The 16,453-nt window shown below is 33.3% G+C and carries 17 protein-coding genes; 8 read left to right on the top strand and 9 right to left on the bottom strand.

Going from position 1 to position 16,453, the window contains the following annotated elements:
• The first annotated feature begins 23 nt into the window (after window positions 1-23).
• From fbaA to ACN0WI_RS14565, 5 genes are all read left to right on the top strand, one after another.
• Window positions 24-1,091, top strand: a complete 1,068-nt coding sequence (gene fbaA, locus ACN0WI_RS14585) for a class II fructose-bisphosphate aldolase (RefSeq protein ID WP_417887780.1) — start codon at window positions 24-26, stop codon at window positions 1,089-1,091.
• 105 nt (window positions 1,092-1,196) lie between these two features.
• Complete coding sequence (gene accD, locus ACN0WI_RS14580; protein ID WP_417887779.1) at window positions 1,197-2,054, top strand: acetyl-CoA carboxylase, carboxyltransferase subunit beta; 858 nt, start codon at window positions 1,197-1,199, stop codon at window positions 2,052-2,054.
• Between the two features lie 100 nt (window positions 2,055-2,154).
• Entirely contained in the window at window positions 2,155-2,424 is a 270-nt protein-coding gene (gene rpsO, locus ACN0WI_RS14575; protein WP_417887778.1) for a 30S ribosomal protein S15, read from the top strand.
• A 219-nt stretch (window positions 2,425-2,643) separates the two neighbouring features.
• Complete coding sequence (locus ACN0WI_RS14570; protein WP_417887777.1) at window positions 2,644-4,848, top strand: polyribonucleotide nucleotidyltransferase; 2,205 nt, start codon at window positions 2,644-2,646, stop codon at window positions 4,846-4,848.
• A gap of 277 nt (window positions 4,849-5,125) precedes the next feature.
• On the top strand, window positions 5,126-5,989 hold the full coding sequence (locus tag ACN0WI_RS14565; protein WP_417887776.1) for a sigma-70 family RNA polymerase sigma factor: 864 nt from the start codon (window positions 5,126-5,128) through the stop codon (window positions 5,987-5,989).
• Between the two features lie 230 nt (window positions 5,990-6,219).
• Here the strand turns inward: ACN0WI_RS14565 and ACN0WI_RS14560 are convergent, their stop codons facing one another.
• From ACN0WI_RS14560 to ACN0WI_RS14545, 4 genes are all read right to left on the bottom strand, one after another.
• Window positions 6,220-6,987 carry an SDR family NAD(P)-dependent oxidoreductase gene (locus ACN0WI_RS14560; protein ID WP_417887775.1) on the bottom strand — a complete coding sequence of 256 codons (768 nt, stop codon included), beginning with the start codon at window positions 6,985-6,987 and terminating at the stop codon, window positions 6,220-6,222.
• 27 nt (window positions 6,988-7,014) lie between these two features.
• Entirely contained in the window at window positions 7,015-7,629 is a 615-nt protein-coding gene (locus ACN0WI_RS14555; RefSeq protein ID WP_417887774.1) for a hypothetical protein, read from the bottom strand.
• Entirely contained in the window at window positions 7,599-7,880 is a 282-nt protein-coding gene (locus ACN0WI_RS14550; protein WP_417887773.1) for an MBL fold metallo-hydrolase, read from the bottom strand. Before ACN0WI_RS14550 ends, ACN0WI_RS14555 begins: the two co-directional genes overlap by 31 nt.
• 87 nt (window positions 7,881-7,967) lie before the next feature.
• The gene (locus ACN0WI_RS14545; RefSeq protein WP_417887772.1) at window positions 7,968-8,480 is read right to left on the bottom strand and encodes a phenolic acid decarboxylase; all 513 of its coding nucleotides are present in this window, start codon (window positions 8,478-8,480) and stop codon (window positions 7,968-7,970) included.
• A 105-nt stretch (window positions 8,481-8,585) separates the two neighbouring features.
• Between ACN0WI_RS14545 and ACN0WI_RS14540 the strand changes: the two genes are divergently transcribed.
• On the top strand, window positions 8,586-9,362 hold the full coding sequence (locus tag ACN0WI_RS14540; protein ID WP_417887771.1) for a helix-turn-helix domain-containing protein: 777 nt from the start codon (window positions 8,586-8,588) through the stop codon (window positions 9,360-9,362).
• A gap of 302 nt (window positions 9,363-9,664) precedes the next feature.
• Here the strand turns inward: ACN0WI_RS14540 and ACN0WI_RS14535 are convergent, their stop codons facing one another.
• On the bottom strand, window positions 9,665-10,669 hold the full coding sequence (locus ACN0WI_RS14535; protein WP_417887770.1) for a lipoate--protein ligase: 1,005 nt from the start codon (window positions 10,667-10,669) through the stop codon (window positions 9,665-9,667).
• Window positions 10,670-10,792: 123 nt separating this feature from the next.
• Here ACN0WI_RS14535 and rpe point away from each other — a divergent pair, with 123 nt between their 5' ends.
• Together rpe and ACN0WI_RS14525 are read left to right on the top strand one after the other, a co-directional pair.
• Window positions 10,793-11,455, top strand: a complete 663-nt coding sequence (gene rpe, locus ACN0WI_RS14530) for a ribulose-phosphate 3-epimerase (RefSeq protein WP_417887769.1) — start codon at window positions 10,793-10,795, stop codon at window positions 11,453-11,455.
• On the top strand, window positions 11,442-12,419 hold the full coding sequence (locus ACN0WI_RS14525) for a YpdA family putative bacillithiol disulfide reductase (protein WP_417887768.1): 978 nt from the start codon (window positions 11,442-11,444) through the stop codon (window positions 12,417-12,419). The genes rpe and ACN0WI_RS14525 overlap by 14 nt, the downstream gene beginning before the upstream one ends.
• Before the next feature lie 78 nt (window positions 12,420-12,497).
• Here ACN0WI_RS14525 and ACN0WI_RS14520 read toward each other — a convergent pair whose 3' ends face one another.
• The 4 genes from ACN0WI_RS14520 to ACN0WI_RS14505 form a co-directional block, all read right to left on the bottom strand.
• Window positions 12,498-12,845 (bottom strand): hypothetical protein, encoded by a 348-nt coding sequence (locus ACN0WI_RS14520; protein ID WP_417887767.1) that lies wholly within the window; start codon window positions 12,843-12,845, stop codon window positions 12,498-12,500.
• A gap of 377 nt (window positions 12,846-13,222) precedes the next feature.
• Complete coding sequence (locus ACN0WI_RS14515; protein WP_417887766.1) at window positions 13,223-14,143, bottom strand: glycoside hydrolase family 43 protein; 921 nt, start codon at window positions 14,141-14,143, stop codon at window positions 13,223-13,225.
• On the bottom strand, window positions 14,103-15,209 hold the full coding sequence (locus ACN0WI_RS14510) for a glycoside hydrolase family 43 protein (RefSeq protein WP_417887765.1): 1,107 nt from the start codon (window positions 15,207-15,209) through the stop codon (window positions 14,103-14,105). Before ACN0WI_RS14510 ends, ACN0WI_RS14515 begins: the two co-directional genes overlap by 41 nt.
• A gap of 9 nt (window positions 15,210-15,218) precedes the next feature.
• Window positions 15,219-16,307, bottom strand: coding sequence for a glycoside hydrolase family 43 protein (locus tag ACN0WI_RS14505; RefSeq protein WP_417887764.1), 1,089 nt, complete (start codon window positions 16,305-16,307; stop codon window positions 15,219-15,221).
• Window positions 16,308-16,453 lie beyond the last annotated feature (146 nt).

Below are 16,453 nucleotides of genomic sequence, written 5' to 3'. Positions count from 1 at the left end.
GTAAACCTAATTCAACTAAAGTTATGAGTCACAACATTAAACCCGGTGTTGCAACCGGAAAGGAAGTACAAGAAATATTTGATTATGCTAAAAAGAAAGGATTTGCCCTTCCTGGAGTAAACGTTATTAGTTCTAGTACCATAAATGCAGTTCTAGAAACTGCTGCTGAGCTTAACTCTCCAGTAATCATTCAATTTTCTAACGGAGGAGCACAATTTAACGGCGGCAAAGGTCTTTCTAACGAAGGTCAAAAAGCTGCTATAGCAGGAGCTGTAGCCGGTGCTAAACACGTACATACACTTGCTGAAGCTTATGGAGCTACAGTAATTATGCATACTGACCACTGTGCCAAGAAATTATTACCTTGGATAGACGGCTTACTAGATGCTAGTGAAAAACATTTTGAAGCAACAGGAAAGCCACTTTATAGTTCTCACATGATTGATCTTAGTGAAGAACCTTTAAAAGAAAACCTTGAAATTTGTAAGAAATATCTTGATCGTATGAGCAAGATGGGAATGACTTTGGAAATTGAATTGGGTATTACCGGTGGTGAAGAAGATGGTGTAGATAATACTGATGTAGATTCTTCAAAATTATACACTCAGCCAGAAGAAGTTGCTTACGCTTATGAAGAATTAAGTAAAGTAAGTGATCAATTCACTATTGCTGCTGCTTTTGGAAATGTTCATGGTGTTTACAAACCAGGAAACGTAAAATTAACTCCAAAAATTCTTAAAAACTCTCAAGATTATATCACTAAAGAGTATAAAGTTGAAGAAAATCATATCGACTTTGTTTTCCATGGAGGAAGTGGTTCTACAGTAGAAGAAATTCGTGAAGCTATTGGATACGGTGTTATCAAAATGAACATCGATACTGACCTTCAATATGCTTATGCTGAAGGTATCCGTGATTACATGGGTGATAAAAAAGAATATTTGGCTTCTCAAATTGGAAACCCGGAAGGTGCCGATGTTCCAAATAAAAAATATTACGATCCAAGAAAATGGGTACGTGAAGGAGAGCTTACATTCAAGACTCGTCTTAAAAAAGCTTTCGAAGATTTAAATAATGTAAATACGCTTTAATAAAAAGCATAGTAAACAGCTGAGATTACTATAATTTCAGCTGTTTTTATTTTTTGATAGTAATACTCTAGGGAACAAATCCCAATGAGATAAAATTAGAATATTATGGCTTGGTTTAAACGAACACAAAAAGGTATCCAGACTCCTACTGAGCAGAAGAAAGATGTTCCAAAAGGTTTATGGTATAAGTCGCCAACAGGAAAAATTGTAGATGCCGATCAGTTGGAAAGTAACTTTTACGTAAGCCCAGAAGATGGCTACCATGTTCGAATAGGAAGTACTGAATATTTTAAAATACTTTTTGATGATAATAATTTCAAAGAGTTAGATAAGAACCTTTCTGCAAAAGATCCTTTAAATTTTAAAGATTCTAAAAAATATACCGAGCGTTTAAAAACAGCTCAAGAAAAAACAGACCTTAAAGATGCCATCCGTACTGCGACAGGAAAATCTAAAGGAAAAGATATTGTAATTGCCTGTATGGATTTTAAATTTATTGGTGGTTCTATGGGCTCTGTAGTCGGAGAAAAAATTGCACGAGCTGCAGATTATGCTATAGAACATAAACTTCCTTTATTAATAATATCTAAATCAGGAGGTGCTAGAATGCAAGAAGCTGTTTTATCGTTAATGCAACTAGCAAAAACTTCTGTAAAACTAGCCCAATTAGCAGAGGCTAAACTTCCTTATATATCACTTTGTACAGATCCTACTACAGGTGGCACAACTGCATCTTTCGCTATGCTTGGTGATATTAATATTTCTGAACCCGGTGCTCTTATTGGTTTTGCAGGGCCACGTGTAGTTAAAGATACTACCGGAAAAGATCTTCCTAAAGACTTTCAAACTTCAGAATTTTTACAAGAACACGGCTTTTTAGATTTCATTACTAAACGGTCAGAACTAAAAAACAAAATCAACCTCTATCTGGATCTTATTCAAAATCAGCCAGTAAGAGCTTAAAATATTTTTCACTTTAAGTGGTTCATCTGTAAAAAAGTAGTACATTTGCGCCCGTAACAGAAATCCTGTTAATACATAAAAATCATTAAAAAATATTGGAATGTATTTAACTAAAGAAAAGAAAGAAGAAATTTTCGAAAAGTACGGTGAAGGAAAAACCAACACTGGTTCTGCAGAAGGACAAATCGCGTTATTTACTTACAGAATCTCTCACTTGTCAGAACACTTAAAAAAGAATCGTAAAGATTATAACACTGAGCGTTCACTAGTAGGTCTTGTAGGTAAGCGAAGAAGACTTTTGGATTATTTAATGAAGAAAGATATCATGAGATATCGTGCTATCATTAAAGAATTAGGATTAAGAAAATAAAATTTCAGGGGGCTTTTTTGCCCCCTTTTTTATAGAAATAATCTAATTTCTTTTCTAAAAATTTTACTATTTTTTATTTCTATTACAAATTGTCACCTTATTAGGTAGTTTTTCATTGGTCTTCCTACAACAACACAACTTTAGACGTCTGAAAAATGACGCAGACCTTTGTTTAACAAGTAACTGCTTAAAAAGCAGTAATACCACAATTAAAATTTTATGATTCCAAAAACATGTAAAGAGGTTATCGATTTAGGAGATGGAAGACAAATCTCTATCGAAACCGGAAAATTAGCAAAACAGGCTCACGGGTCGGTTGTTGTTAAAATGGGAGATGCAATGTTACTATGTACAGTAGTTTCATCTTACAAGCCTACTACCATGGATTTTTTCCCGCTTACTTTAGACTACCGTGAAAAATTTGCGGCAGCTGGTCGTTTTCCTGGAGGATTCTTTAAAAGAGAGGCTCGACCAAGTAACGAAGAAATTTTAGTAATGCGTTTGGTAGACCGAGTATTGCGCCCTCTTTTCCCAAAAGATTACAAATTCGAAACTCAGGTAATGATTCAGTTAATGTCTCACGATCCTGAAGTTATGCCAGATGCACTTGCTGGTTTAGCAGCATCAGCAGCTATACAATTATCTGATATTCCTTTTGAGACTCCTATTTCTGAAGTACGAGTAGCTCGAGTAGATGGTGAATTATTGATTAATCCTAGTTTTGCTCAATTAGAAAAAGCAGACCTAGATATTATGGTAGGAGCTTCAGCAGATTCTGTAATGATGGTTGAAGGTGAAATGGATGAAATTTCTGAAGAAGAAATGATTGAAGCCATTAAATTTGCTCATGAATCTATCAAAACTCAATGTGAAGCTCAGCTTAAATTAGTTGAAGCTTTTGGTAAAAAAGAAACTCGTGAATACGAAGTTGCTCAGAATGATGAAGCTTTAAGAGATAAAATAAACGAAGCTACTTATAACAAAGCTTACGAAATAGCGAAAGCTGCTAGTACAAAACAAGAAAGAACAGAAGCTTTTGCTGATTTAAAAGAAGAAGTTTTAGGCTTATTTAGTGAAGAAGAATTAGAAGAAAAAGGAAAATTAATTTCTTCTTATTTCGGAGAATCTCATAAAAAAGCTGTAAGAGATGTTGTACTTAAAGAAGGACTTCGTTTAGACGGAAGAAAAACTACTGAAATTAGACCAATCTGGTGCGAAGTAGATTATTTGCCTTCTCCACACGGATCTTCTATATTTACTCGTGGTGAAACACAATCCTTAGCTACAGTAACTCTTGGTACTTCTAGAGAAGTTAATAAAGTAGACACTCCATCTATAGAAGGAGAAGAACGTTTTTACCTTCATTATAACTTCCCTCCTTTCTCAACTGGAGAAGCGTATCCAATTAGAGGAACGTCTAGACGAGAAATCGGACACGGAAATCTTGCTCAACGTGCATTAAAAGGAATGATTCCTAAAGATTGTCCTTATGTTGTCCGAGTTGTTTCTGAAATTTTAGAATCTAATGGTTCTTCATCAATGGCAACAGTATGTGCTGGTACAATGGCACTTATGGATGCTGGTATACAATTGAAAAAACCAGTTTCCGGAATTGCAATGGGACTTATTTCTGATGGTGAAGATTATGCCGTACTTTCTGATATTCTTGGTGATGAAGATCACTTAGGAGACATGGACTTTAAAGTTACAGGTACAGAAGACGGTATTACAGCTTGCCAAATGGACATCAAAGTTAAAGGTTTATCTTATGAAATTTTGGTAAATGCATTAAAACAAGCTCGTGAAGGTAGACTTCATATCCTAGGAAAAATAACCGAAACTATTGCTGAGCCTAATGGAACAGTAAAAGCACATGCGCCTAAAATTATCACCAGAAGAATGCCTGGTGAATTTATTGGAGCATTTATTGGTCCTGGTGGTAAAAACATACAAGAACTTCAAAAAGTTACAGAAACAGAAATCGTAATAAACGAAGATCCTGAAACAGAAGAAGGTATTGTTGAAATATTAGGAACAAACCAAGAAGGAATCGAAAAAGTACTTGCTAAACTAGAAGCACTTACTTTTAAACCGGTTAAAGGTAGCGTATACGAGGTTAAAGTAATTAAATTGCTAGACTTTGGTGCAGTAGTAGAATATGTTGAAGCTCCAGGAAACGAAGTGCTACTTCATATCTCAGAACTAGCTTGGGAACGTACTAATAATGTAACTGACGTAGTAAACCTTGGTGATGTTATTGATGTTAAATACTTTGGAGTTGATCCGAAAACTAGAAAAGAGAAAGTTTCTAGAAAAGCATTACTTCCAAGACCTGAACGTACGGAACGTAAACAAGATGATAAATCTGAAGAACGTACTCCTAATAAACGTAACGATAGAAATTCAAGAAACGATAAAAAATAATCGTTTTCCTGTTATACTTTTAAAAAAGGCATCGATAATCGATGCCTTTTTTATTTTATTTTCAAAAAAAACATTCTTTTATAATTTTTTATTTCCCTTTCAAAATTCATACTCAAAGCCCTTATTTACTGTAAGTAACGCAGATTTTAAGCAGAAAAATATCTGTTTTTCATTATACTTCACAAAAAATTATATTTCTATTTGTAACATTTACAGGGCTATTTACGTATAACACTTTACAAGAGCTATTCATATTTAAAAACCCAGGAGAAGATAGATGAGACAACTTAAAATTACGAAGCAGGTAACTAACCGTGAAACTGCTTCGCTAGATAAGTATTTGCAAGAAATTGGTAAAGTAGATTTAATTACCGCTGATGAAGAGGTAGAATTAGCACAACGAATAAAAGCGGGTGATAACCGTGCTTTAGAAAAACTTACAAAAGCGAATTTACGTTTTGTAGTTTCTGTAGCAAAACAATATCAAAACCAAGGTTTAACACTTCCCGATCTTATTAACGAAGGAAATTTAGGACTAATTAAAGCGGCAAAGCGTTTTGATGAAACTCGTGGTTTTAAATTTATATCGTACGCAGTTTGGTGGATTAGACAATCTATTCTACAAGCCTTAGCTGAACAATCTCGTATTGTTCGTTTACCTTTAAACAAGATTGGTTCTATTAATAAAATCAATAAGACTTTTGCTTTCTTAGAACAATCTCATGAACGTTCTCCTAGTGCTGAAGAGATTGCGAAAGAGTTAGACATGACGGTTAATGACGTTAAGGAATCGATGAAGAATTCTGGTCGTCACGTATCGATGGATGCTCCTTTAGTAGAAGGTGAAGATTCTAACTTATATGATGTATTGCGTTCTGGTGAATCTCCTAACCCAGATAAAGATTTATTACATGAATCTTTACGAACAGAAATCGAGCGTGCTTTAGAGACATTAACTCCTCGTGAAGCCGACGTTATTCGTCTATATTTTGGATTGGGTGACCAACATCCAATGACATTGGAAGAAATTGGCGAGACTTTTGATCTTACAAGAGAACGTGTTCGACAAATTAAAGAAAAAGCGATTAGACGTTTAAAACATACGTCTCGCAGTAAAATTTTAAAAACCTACTTAGGTTAAAAATATTTAAGATGACAACAGTTTAGTGGTGGGAGTGATGACCCAACCATGGAAATAACTGTTCGTTTTTTGATTGATGAATGACCCCGGAGTGATGACCCGGGGTCGCTTCATTTATAAAGGTTTTTGTTTTGACTTTTCTATATGCTTAAAAACAAAAAGCTTTTCTCCAAATGAGAAAAGCTTTTAATTTAATCAATAATAGGAATTATAATCCAAATGAAACTAATTTAATGAGCGGTTTGACCACCGTCTACCGTAAATACACTTCCATTAACAAAAGAAGCTTCTGGCGAACATAAGAATAATACAGGATGAGCAACTTCACTTGGTTCTGCCGGACGTTTCATAGGACTGTTATTCATCAGTGCTTCATTAATTTCTGGATCATCTAACCAGCGCTCCGTCATTGGTGTTCGTATTAACCCCGGTGCAATTGCATTTACACGAATATTCTTTTGTGCATAATCTAAAGCAGCGGCTTTTGTTAATCCAATTACACCGTGTTTAGCAGCCGCATAAGGTGCCATCCCTGGATCTGCAACCACACCAGCGACAGATGCTGTATTCACAATCGCTCCTCCTCCAGTTTTTAGCATCGCTTCGATTTCATATTTCACTGAAAGGAAAACTCCTTTTAAATCTACATCAATAATTTTATCAAAGTCGTTCTCTTCCACCTCCGCAAATGGAGATGTTGGGGGCAAAATTCCCGCATTATTGAAAGCAAAATCGATCTTATCATATTTTTCTACAGCATAATCGATAAGGTTTTTTACTTCTGTAGACTTTGAAACATCAGTTTTGACAAAATCGGCCTTAAAACCAAGATCCTGAATCATTTTAGTTGTTTCTTTAGCATCATCACTAATATCCCCTATAATCACATTAGCATTATTTTTGGCAAATGCTATAGCTGTAGATCTTCCAATACCGGATGCAGCTCCAGTAATTACTACTGTTTTATTACTATAATTAAATTTTATATTATTTTCCATAATTCTGTCTTTTTATTGGTTTTACTATTAAATCTCAGGTTCAAGATCTCTTAACTCCTGTGGATATTCTCCTGGCCATGCATAACGATCTTTTAAAATTTTAGCACTCATTTCTAAGCAAATTTTTGCAGCAAGTCCTGGATATTTTTCCAGCATCTTATCTATAATTTCATCACTTGAATTGGCATTTCTCCAGACTTCTTCAAAATCTTTAATATATTTTCTTGTGAACTTTATATTTTTTGGATCGAAATATTTAGGATCATTAGAAGGAGAATGTCCGGGTACCACAACTTCTGGATTTAAAGCTTCAAAATCATCTAAAACTTTAAACCAATCTTTACGGGATTCGATTGTTTTTGCATCAGCAATCCAAACGTAAGCATCAGCAAAAACGGCATCAATCGCGAGCAAGGTTTTTATAGATGGGATCCATAGCGCTGAGGCATCATCAGAATCTCCTCTAAGAGGTCCTAAAATTTCAATTTTTTCACCTTCCAATTCTAAATAAGGCTTCGACATAGGTTTTACTTCTATGGCTTCTTTTGCTCCATTTAGTTTTAAGACTTCTTTTCCCCAATAGTCAATTTTAAAATCGAATGCACCATTAACTAAATCTGCAATATTGGGAAGCGATAGCACCTCGATATCTGGAAATTCTTTTTTATGACATTTAAAGCTAAAAAGTGATCGGGATGAAAATGGCTTATATAAATACGAGATGGTTTTACGCCGTTTTCTGTTACCATACCTACAAACCTATGGGCACTACTTTGTGAGAATTGCGTGTCTAATAGTACTGCATCGTTTTCGCTATAAATTAAAACGGAGTTTACAGCAAACCCAGCTAGGGTATCTCCCCCGTTAAAAACCTTAATTTTTAAATTTGACATGCCTATCTTTTTTATAATTACTTTGAACTAATTTATTTAAGGATTATAAGCATCCAGAATAGCTTCACACTATTCTGGATGTAATTTTTATGAAAAGCTTAATTCTCCACTAACCATTTTTTCTATCATACCTTCTTTAGGGCCTTCTGCTACCACTTTTTCGTTATTCTGACCTTCATTCTTTTTGAAGAAAATCTTCCCGAATTCTGGTACAACATATTTAGGATACGTTTCATACTTCTCTCTAGATTCTTCCATGAGGTCGATGTGATCATTTTGAAAGCATACTGTAATATCAGGACGCTCATGTACCCATTTTGGAAAAAATATTACACCATGTAATTTATTTTCATTCGGTATAAAATCTAAACTAACATCGGTACCTGTTGGCTCTGTCCAACAAATTTTAAAAACACCATCCACAATTTTTACGATATCAACCTTTTGGTCTCTTACCCAACGGCCACCAACCATACCACTATGTATTCTATAATCTATGGTATTTTTATTCTTCACATACATTTCGTAATTCCATCCATTATCGTAAGTATATAGGAAATGTCCTCCTAAAAATTCATCTAATTCTTTTATAGTATCCATGATTTTATTTTTTTACTAAATTAGACGATACGTATTGAGCCGATATGGTACATAAAGACTACTTTTTAACTTATTTGGCCATTATGATTATATTAAGATTTCAGAATGAACAAAAGCGACATTTATAGTACAACTACTGAAATTGAGTATCTAAATATGGATACACACTTACATGAAGAGCACCATCAACTTATTTTTATGATTAAGGGAACGTTACATATTACCGTTGATAAAAAACAATACTTTTTACCTGAACGCTTTATTGGACTTATACCCGCTAAATGTGCTCATAATCTTCAAAGTCGTAACGAAAGGGTAAAAATGTTCCTTATTTATTTCCCTAATTCAATAAAATTAGAACAGTTTTTACCGCTCACTTCAAATAGTTTTGTTTTAGAAAATTTACTCTACATAAGCCAACAATCCGAACAATTAAACAAAAAAAAACATTTAGAATTATATAATTTTACTTACTCGTTTCTTGAAATGATTAAAACCATCGATAGCTTACAATCGTTTCCTTTAAAAGGCTTTATTTCTTCTAAAAATGAAAGGCTTCAAAACGTTTTATCTTTTATCGACAAGAATTATCAGGAACAAATCAACTTAACACAAATTGCGGATAAATTTGGATTTTCAGTACGAAATTTAACGCGCTTATTTAAAAAAGAAATGATGAGTTTTACTAATTATTTAAACCATGTTAGAATTATACATGCTATAGAACTGTTCACCGATTATAATGAAGATATAGAAAAGGTAGGCTATAGCGTAGGTTACAATACCTTAAGTAATTTTAGCAGAACCTTTAAAAAATTTACAGGACAATCTCCTACTGCTTTTATAAAAGCGAATAAAACGAGTGTTTTTCTGGATATTTAAAAGAATTTGGTAAGAATTGAAATACTAAACTTTAATTAAAATTTATTATTTCCGAATAAAACGTATTTAATTTGTCGATTAGAAATTGATAATAACTAAAATTAGAGAAGTATTTTACTTATCTTTTTATAAAATATTTAAGGTAACAACAGTTTAGTATTGGGAGTGATGACCCAACTGCAATAATAACTGTTCGTTTTTTGATTGATGAATGACCCCGGAGTGATGACCCGGGGTCGATTCATTTATAGAGGTTTTTGTTTTACTAAAAACACTATCAAAAAACAGAAATTATGGATTACTTATTCTTCATCTTCTCCATAAATAAGTTCGATAAAATCTTCTTTTGGTAAATCGCCGAAATAAAATTTAGTATCGATATCGGCTAATTTAGATTCAATTGTTTTTTTATCGTAACGCTCCCCTATTAATCGGTTTTCGATATTAGTGACTGGTTCTTTACCAAAGAAATCTCCGTAGATTTTAAATTCTTCAATAATTCCTTTCTCAACAAAAATTCTAAGATCTAATTCACCAACCGAAAATCGTTTAGTTCGTTGGATATTAAATTTTGGCGATCGTCCGTAATTCCAATCCCATGTATCGTACTTTTCAGCTTTCAATTTATGCACGCCCTCCCAATCTTCTGGCGTTAAATGGTAAGTTTCGAATTCTTCTCGCTCTTCATATAACCCTTTTAAAACTGATGCTCGAAAAGAATTAATATCCATTGGTTCTTCTAAAAATTCGCTAATATTAGCTACACGACTACGAACCGATTTATGCCCCTTAGATTGAATTTTACTCATTTTTACTTGAAGCGCTTTGGTAACCTCATCTAAATCGGAGTCTAATAATAATGTTCCATGACTAAACATCCGTTTTACACTACTAAATTGTGCATTTCCGGAAATTTTACGATCGTTAGCAACAATATCATTTCGTCCTTTTAATTCTGCCGGAACACCCATTTTATTAAGCACTTTAATTACGGGTTCTGTGAATTTTCTAAAATTATTTAAACTTTTCACATCATAATTAGTGATGAAACTAAAATTTAAGTTCCCGAAATCGTGATATACGGCTCCACCACCCGAGATTCGACGAATTACATGTATATTTTTCTCTTCTACATAGGAATGATTTATTTCTTCAATTGTATTTTGGTTTCGCCCAATTATTATTGAAGGTTCATTTATATAAAAAAGCAAATAATCTTTACTATCGTCAAAATTTCGTAAAATATATTCTTCTAATGCTAGATTTATAAAAGGATTGGTAATTCCTTCGTTTTCGATAAATACCATAGTTCATTTTTTAAAAACTACCTCAAAGATATTCAATTTAAAAAGGAAAATTAGTTCTTCGATTTATTTTTAAACAGCAACTTATTCTTAGTATTTTTGTAAATAGAACATAGAACTTTTATAATGAAAGAAAAAATAATCGCACCGTCGTTATTAGCAGCAGATTTTGGTAACTTACAGCGAGATATCGAAATGGTTAACCAAAGTGAAGCACAATGGTTTCACGTAGATATTATGGATGGTGTTTTTGTACCTAATATTTCTTTTGGTATGCCTGTAGTTAGTGCTATTAAACAACACGCCAAAAAAACTATGGATGTACATTTAATGATCACCAATCCAGATCAGTATATTTCAACATTTGCTAAATTAGGTGCCACTAATCTTACAGTTCACTATGAAGCTTGTTCGCATTTACACCGCACATTACAATCTATTAAAAATGAAGGTATGAAAGCCGGAGTAGCTTTAAATCCACATACTCCTGTAGATTTATTGAAAGAAGTTATTAAAGATATCGACATAGTACTTGTAATGAGTGTAAATCCTGGTTTTGGTGGCCAAAGTTTCATTCAGCATACTTACGATAAGGTTATGCGTTTAAAACAATTAATAATAGACCAAAACGCAGATACTCTTATTGAAATTGATGGCGGTGTCACTACTGAAAATGCTGCCAAACTAATTAAAGCTGGAGCCGATGTTTTGGTGGCTGGCAGCTTTGTTTTTAAAGCAGAAAACCAAACACAAACAATTAAAGATTTAAAAACCCTTGCAAACGCATAACGAAAATTACGATTTAATTATAATAGGAGGCGGCCCAATAGGTATTGCTTGTGGACTAGAAGCCAAGAAACATAATCTTTCTTATCTTATTATTGAAAAAGGATGTTTAGTAAATAGCCTTTATAACTATCCAACGAATATGACATTTTTCTCTACTTCTGAAAAATTAGAGTTAGATAATATTCCATTTATAAGCAATAATCCGAAGCCTAGAAAAGCTGAAGCACTTGAATATTACAGAAGAATTGTAAGTTCGAATGAAATAAATATTCAATTATTTGAAAAAGTTACTCAAGTAAAATCAAATTCTAATTTAAAAGAAGTTACAACTACAAAAGGTAATTATAAAGCCAAAAATGTAATTGTTGCTACCGGTTTTTACGATATTCCGAATCACTTAAATGTTCCCGGTGAAAATTTACCTAAGGTAGCCCATTATTATAACGATCCTCATTACTACGCCACACAAAAAACAATTGTAGTAGGTGCCAGTAATTCTGCTGTAGATGCAGCTTTAGAGATTTATCGTAAAGGTGGAGAAGTAACTATGGTTATTAGATCTGAAGATATAGGTCCCCGTGTAAAATATTGGGTACGCCCTGATATTGTTAATAGAATTGAAGAAGGAAGTATTAAAGCTCTTTTTAATTCTGATATCAAAGAAATTAAAGAACACAAGGTTATTGTAAATACTCCAGATGGTGAACAAACTCTGGAAAATGACTTTGTACTTTTACTTACTGGTTACCAACCTAATTTTGCTTTTCTAGATAAAATTGGTATTTCTCTAAAAGACGAAGATAAAAAAATACCGATGTATGATGAAAAAACAATGGAAACCAATATTAAAGGAATCTATTTAGCAGGTGTAATTTGTGGAGGAATGGAAACTTACAAATGGTTTATTGAAAATTCTAGAATGCATGCTAAAATTATTGTGAATCATATTTTGCATAAAAACTAATACATACTAACAATAAAAAAAGGCCAAAATTCGGCCTTTTTTTATTGTATCTATTTTCTTTAAAATATACGTTATAGCTTAAATAAGCGTCAATTCTGAAGCACTAAGAATATCGCCTCTATTTAATAACTTTCCATAAAATTCTAGATCGGTTCGATTGCTTTTAAACGATTTATCTAACCATTCTGTAGACTTAGTAACCGGAAAACTAAAAACCTTAATTTTAGGATAGGTAGTTGGCTCTGATCCTTCATTTATACCAATCTCTATGGTTTTTTCTTCTTTATTATAGAACACAAATTTCGCCATGAAATTATGCTTTAATAAATTATAGAAATCGTCTGAAATTTTATCACAATTTGTACATTCTTCAATGTATTGAGTAATTAACTTTTTTAAAGAATCTCTAATTTCTGTCCTTTTCATATCAGCATACATAACATCAAAATTTAAACAATTAATATTAACCAAAATAAGGTCTGTTTACAACCCATAAAAACATATTTTGTAAGGTTTAGCATTAAGATATAAAAAAATAAAAAATCGTTTTCGATAGCAATTTAATTTTATCGCACTTAAAATCAGAATTAATTAATTTAGATACTTTTATAAAGATTGAAATACAGATTTCTGAAATTTTAAAACATAAATTACCATCTGTATAAAAATTAGCCTATTCAAAAAAAATCTTTTTTAATAAAATGAATAAAGTGGTGATCTAGATTTATTCCTCAGAGTCTACAGAACTTTTATTTGTTTCTGGCAGTTGAGTAATTTCTAGAATTTAGAAGCAAATGAATAATTTATTCTTCTTTATAAATTCCTTTAGTAGTCATAACAATTGGTTTTATAGTTCCATCTTCGTTGTATTCCATTTTTTCAATACAAACAGATCTACTATAACTGGAACCATCGGTTTGAATACCCCCATTATGATAAATAAAATACCAGTCGTCATTAAACTCTACGATTGACTGATGGTTGGTATTGCTATTCCCTGCAATTTCGTTTAAGATTCCTTTATACTCATAAGGCCCTTCGATATCATCGGCCATGGCATAAGCTATTTTTTCGGGGAAACCTGTAGCATACGTCAGATAATATTTTCCATTAGCCTTATGCACCCAAGGTGCCTCGGTAAAATTTAAACCTTCAAAATCTATTTTCTTGATTTCTCCGTCGATCTCGATCATGTTGTCCTTAAGCTTTGCATAATAACAAACCCCATTTCCCCAAAAAATCCATGGTTGATTATCATCATCAATAAAAATTGCAGGATCTATACACGTCCAGTTATGCGATGAAGCGAAACAATCTTCATTGGTCAATAGTGGTTCTCCCAATGCATCTTTATAAGGCCCCTCTGGCTTATCGGCTACTGCCACTCCAATTCCATTCCAATTGGTACTAATATACCAGTAATATTTTCCATTCCTTTTAGCAACATGACCAGCATAAGCATCACCACTAGTTGCCCATTTAAAATCGGTAATTTTTAAAGGGATGGGATGTTCTTTCCAGGTTTTCATATCTTTTGTTGAAAATACGAGCCAATCCTTCATCTTATAACCTTTTTGTCCACCTTCATAATCATGTCCTGTGAACAACCACAAAACATCATCTTCTACAAGAGCAGCTGGATCTGCTGTGTATTTATGCGTAAAAATTGGATTTTGAGTAGGTTTAAAAACTACAGATGAATCTTGCTGCGCATAAGTGTTCACTGCGAAAAGTGAACATATTATCACTAAAAAAATGTTTCTTAATTTCATTAATCTTAAATATTAATTTATTTTTTTCGGGTACACCACCCCATTTCTTATCAAGTCGCTCTAATTCAACCTCAGTAATACCAATTACACTACCATGACGTGGAAAAAAATCCTTAGTAAAACTTTCGGTTTCTTCTGAAAAATTAAAAAGATCCTTACTTCTCTGAAACTCATAACGACCACTAGAATACAGGTCGTACATTAAAATATATTCTTTACTATCATTCAGCTTAAATACAGAAGATCCTTCTACATGTGTTTTTGTACCGGCATAGGCATCTAAATATTTAAAATCTTCTTTCCATGGCCCTTCCAAAGATTTACTAACCGCCTGCTGAATTCCATTTTTTATTTCTTCTCCTTCTTCATTTTTTGTATTTCCTTTATAAAACAGATGATAAAGACCATCTTTATAAATGATATCACCATCTATTGCACCATATTTAGCTCTGAACATTAAAGTAGGTTCACTTTCAAATCCGGTAAAATCTCTATTGGCATACGCACTATAAAAATCAAGATTATCCTGTCCTTCAAATCGAATCGTAAAATAGATTAGGTATTTATCTTTGGCTTTATCGTAAAAAGTTTGTGGTGCCCATACCCATTGTACATTTTTAAAAGTTTCAGGAAACTGTTTTTTAAAATCTATTGCTGAAGTTTTCCAATCTATCAGATTATCGGAATGCATTAAAACGATTCCAGGGTTACTTCCCCAGCCGTTTTTTATGGTGAACATATCTGTAGCAACTATAAAAAACTGACCTTCATTTCTTAGAATATGAGGATCACGAATACCGCCGGAATTCGAAATACTATCTGAACCTATAATAGGTTGGTTATTATTTAAAGCTTTCCAGTTTTTAGCATCTCTGCTTACTGCAAATCGTAACTGCTCCTGAAGTTCGCCTTTTCCTTTTCCTTCAAAATAAGCAAAAAGATACGCATCCATACTATCCTGGGCGATCGATATTTGTGAAATAAATAATAGGAATAATAAACCAAATCTTAATTTCATAATTCTATTTTAAAAATCAAACTTCCAATGATCAGCCAGAGTTTCAGCTTCTTTTTGGCTAAGATGAATCACCGCACCGTGTTTAGGAGAAGAAAAATTAGTGGCCTTCATTTCTCCTTCGTTAAAATGTCCAAGGTTTTTAAAATTTTCAAAATCTGTTGTTTCTAAAAATCCAAAATTATGCGGCTGAATTCCGTAGATATCATACATCAAAATCCATTTATCTTCACCAATAATTTTCCATACGTTTGGAGCTTCACTAGCCTCTGTTTCTTTATCAATCCATTTTTCCTGGTACTTATATCCTTTATTAATTTCAGAAGAAACCGCCTGCTTTATGCCCGGCATACCATCATGTGGAGTGTAAAACATATGATATTTCCCTTCAATTTCACTAATATCGGCATCGATATAAGATACTTCTTTTGGATACTCAAAAATCAGTTTTGGTGCACTCAACAAACTATCAAAATCATCGTTTACATACGAATAGTACATCTGATTACGCTCATTACCCATTCGCATAGTATAATACAGCATAAATTTACCCGCTTTTTTATCGAATAACGTCTCTGGTGCCCAGGCAGCGCCAATTTCATCTAAACCAGAGAAAGATTGATCTAAACGAATATTTGCTTTGCTCCAGTGAATTAGATCGTTGGATTTCATCAGTACAAATCCGCGATTGTTTCCCCATCCATATGTATCGCCATCGCGCTGCCATTCGGTTTCTCGAATGCCGTCACGTTTTGCAAAAATATGAAGATCGGTCATTCCCAAGTAAAAGTTGCCTTGCGGGCCACGATAAATATGAGGATCGCGAATTCCTTTTTGCTCTGCAATAGTATCGCCGGCAATTACGGCTTTGCCATCATTAATATCACTAAAACTCTTACCGTCTTTACTTAAAGCCATGTGCAAGCTATGATCGTTATCCTTAAAATAGACCATTAAATAAGCGGCCATTATTTCCTTAGCTTTTTCTTCGGAATTGAGACCTGAAGCCTTCTCTGAATTATCTTCAGAAGAAGTTTGTTTGCAAGAAATAACTCCTGAAAAAACCAACACAAAAACACACCATGTAAGCAAATTTCTCATTTTCTCATTCTAGGGGTGCTATTCCTTCTAGAGTTGGTTTAACTTCAATGATCGAACCATCTTCGTTAAACTTTAGACTATCTATAGAAACTTCACGATGAAATCCTGCGTCACCTCCCATAGCCTTGCCTTTAGGACGTGTAAAA

Source organism: Zunongwangia sp. (genome assembly GCF_048269745.1).
GTDB lineage: Bacteria > Bacteroidota > Bacteroidia > Flavobacteriales > Flavobacteriaceae > Zunongwangia.
Note: the sequence above shows the minus strand (reverse complement) of the source record. Positions and strands in the feature narration are given on the sequence as shown.

What these genes read in the sequence shown, in the direction of transcription:
- ACN0WI_RS14570 (WP_417887777.1), top strand. Translation starts at nt 2,644, where the DNA reads ATGATTCCAAAAACATGTAAAGAGGTTATCGATTTAGGAGATGGAAGA.
- ACN0WI_RS14535 (WP_417887770.1), bottom strand. Translation starts at nt 10,669, where the DNA reads ATGGTATTTATCGAAAACGAAGGAATTACCAATCCTTTTATAAATCTA.
- rpe (WP_417887769.1), top strand. Translation starts at nt 10,793, where the DNA reads ATGAAAGAAAAAATAATCGCACCGTCGTTATTAGCAGCAGATTTTGGT.
- fbaA (WP_417887780.1), top strand. Translation starts at nt 24, where the DNA reads ATGAGTCACAACATTAAACCCGGTGTTGCAACCGGAAAGGAAGTACAA.
- rpsO (WP_417887778.1), top strand. Translation starts at nt 2,155, where the DNA reads ATGTATTTAACTAAAGAAAAGAAAGAAGAAATTTTCGAAAAGTACGGT.
- ACN0WI_RS14510 (WP_417887765.1), bottom strand. Translation starts at nt 15,209, where the DNA reads ATGAAATTAAGATTTGGTTTATTATTCCTATTATTTATTTCACAAATA.
- ACN0WI_RS14565 (WP_417887776.1), top strand. Translation starts at nt 5,126, where the DNA reads ATGAGACAACTTAAAATTACGAAGCAGGTAACTAACCGTGAAACTGCT.
- ACN0WI_RS14540 (WP_417887771.1), top strand. Translation starts at nt 8,586, where the DNA reads ATGAACAAAAGCGACATTTATAGTACAACTACTGAAATTGAGTATCTA.
- ACN0WI_RS14560 (WP_417887775.1), bottom strand. Translation starts at nt 6,987, where the DNA reads ATGGAAAATAATATAAAATTTAATTATAGTAATAAAACAGTAGTAATT.
- ACN0WI_RS14520 (WP_417887767.1), bottom strand. Translation starts at nt 12,845, where the DNA reads ATGAAAAGGACAGAAATTAGAGATTCTTTAAAAAAGTTAATTACTCAA.
- ACN0WI_RS14505 (WP_417887764.1), bottom strand. Translation starts at nt 16,307, where the DNA reads ATGAGAAATTTGCTTACATGGTGTGTTTTTGTGTTGGTTTTTTCAGGA.
- ACN0WI_RS14550 (WP_417887773.1), bottom strand. Translation starts at nt 7,880, where the DNA reads ATGTCAAATTTAAAAATTAAGGTTTTTAACGGGGGAGATACCCTAGCT.
- accD (WP_417887779.1), top strand. Translation starts at nt 1,197, where the DNA reads ATGGCTTGGTTTAAACGAACACAAAAAGGTATCCAGACTCCTACTGAG.
- ACN0WI_RS14545 (WP_417887772.1), bottom strand. Translation starts at nt 8,480, where the DNA reads ATGGATACTATAAAAGAATTAGATGAATTTTTAGGAGGACATTTCCTA.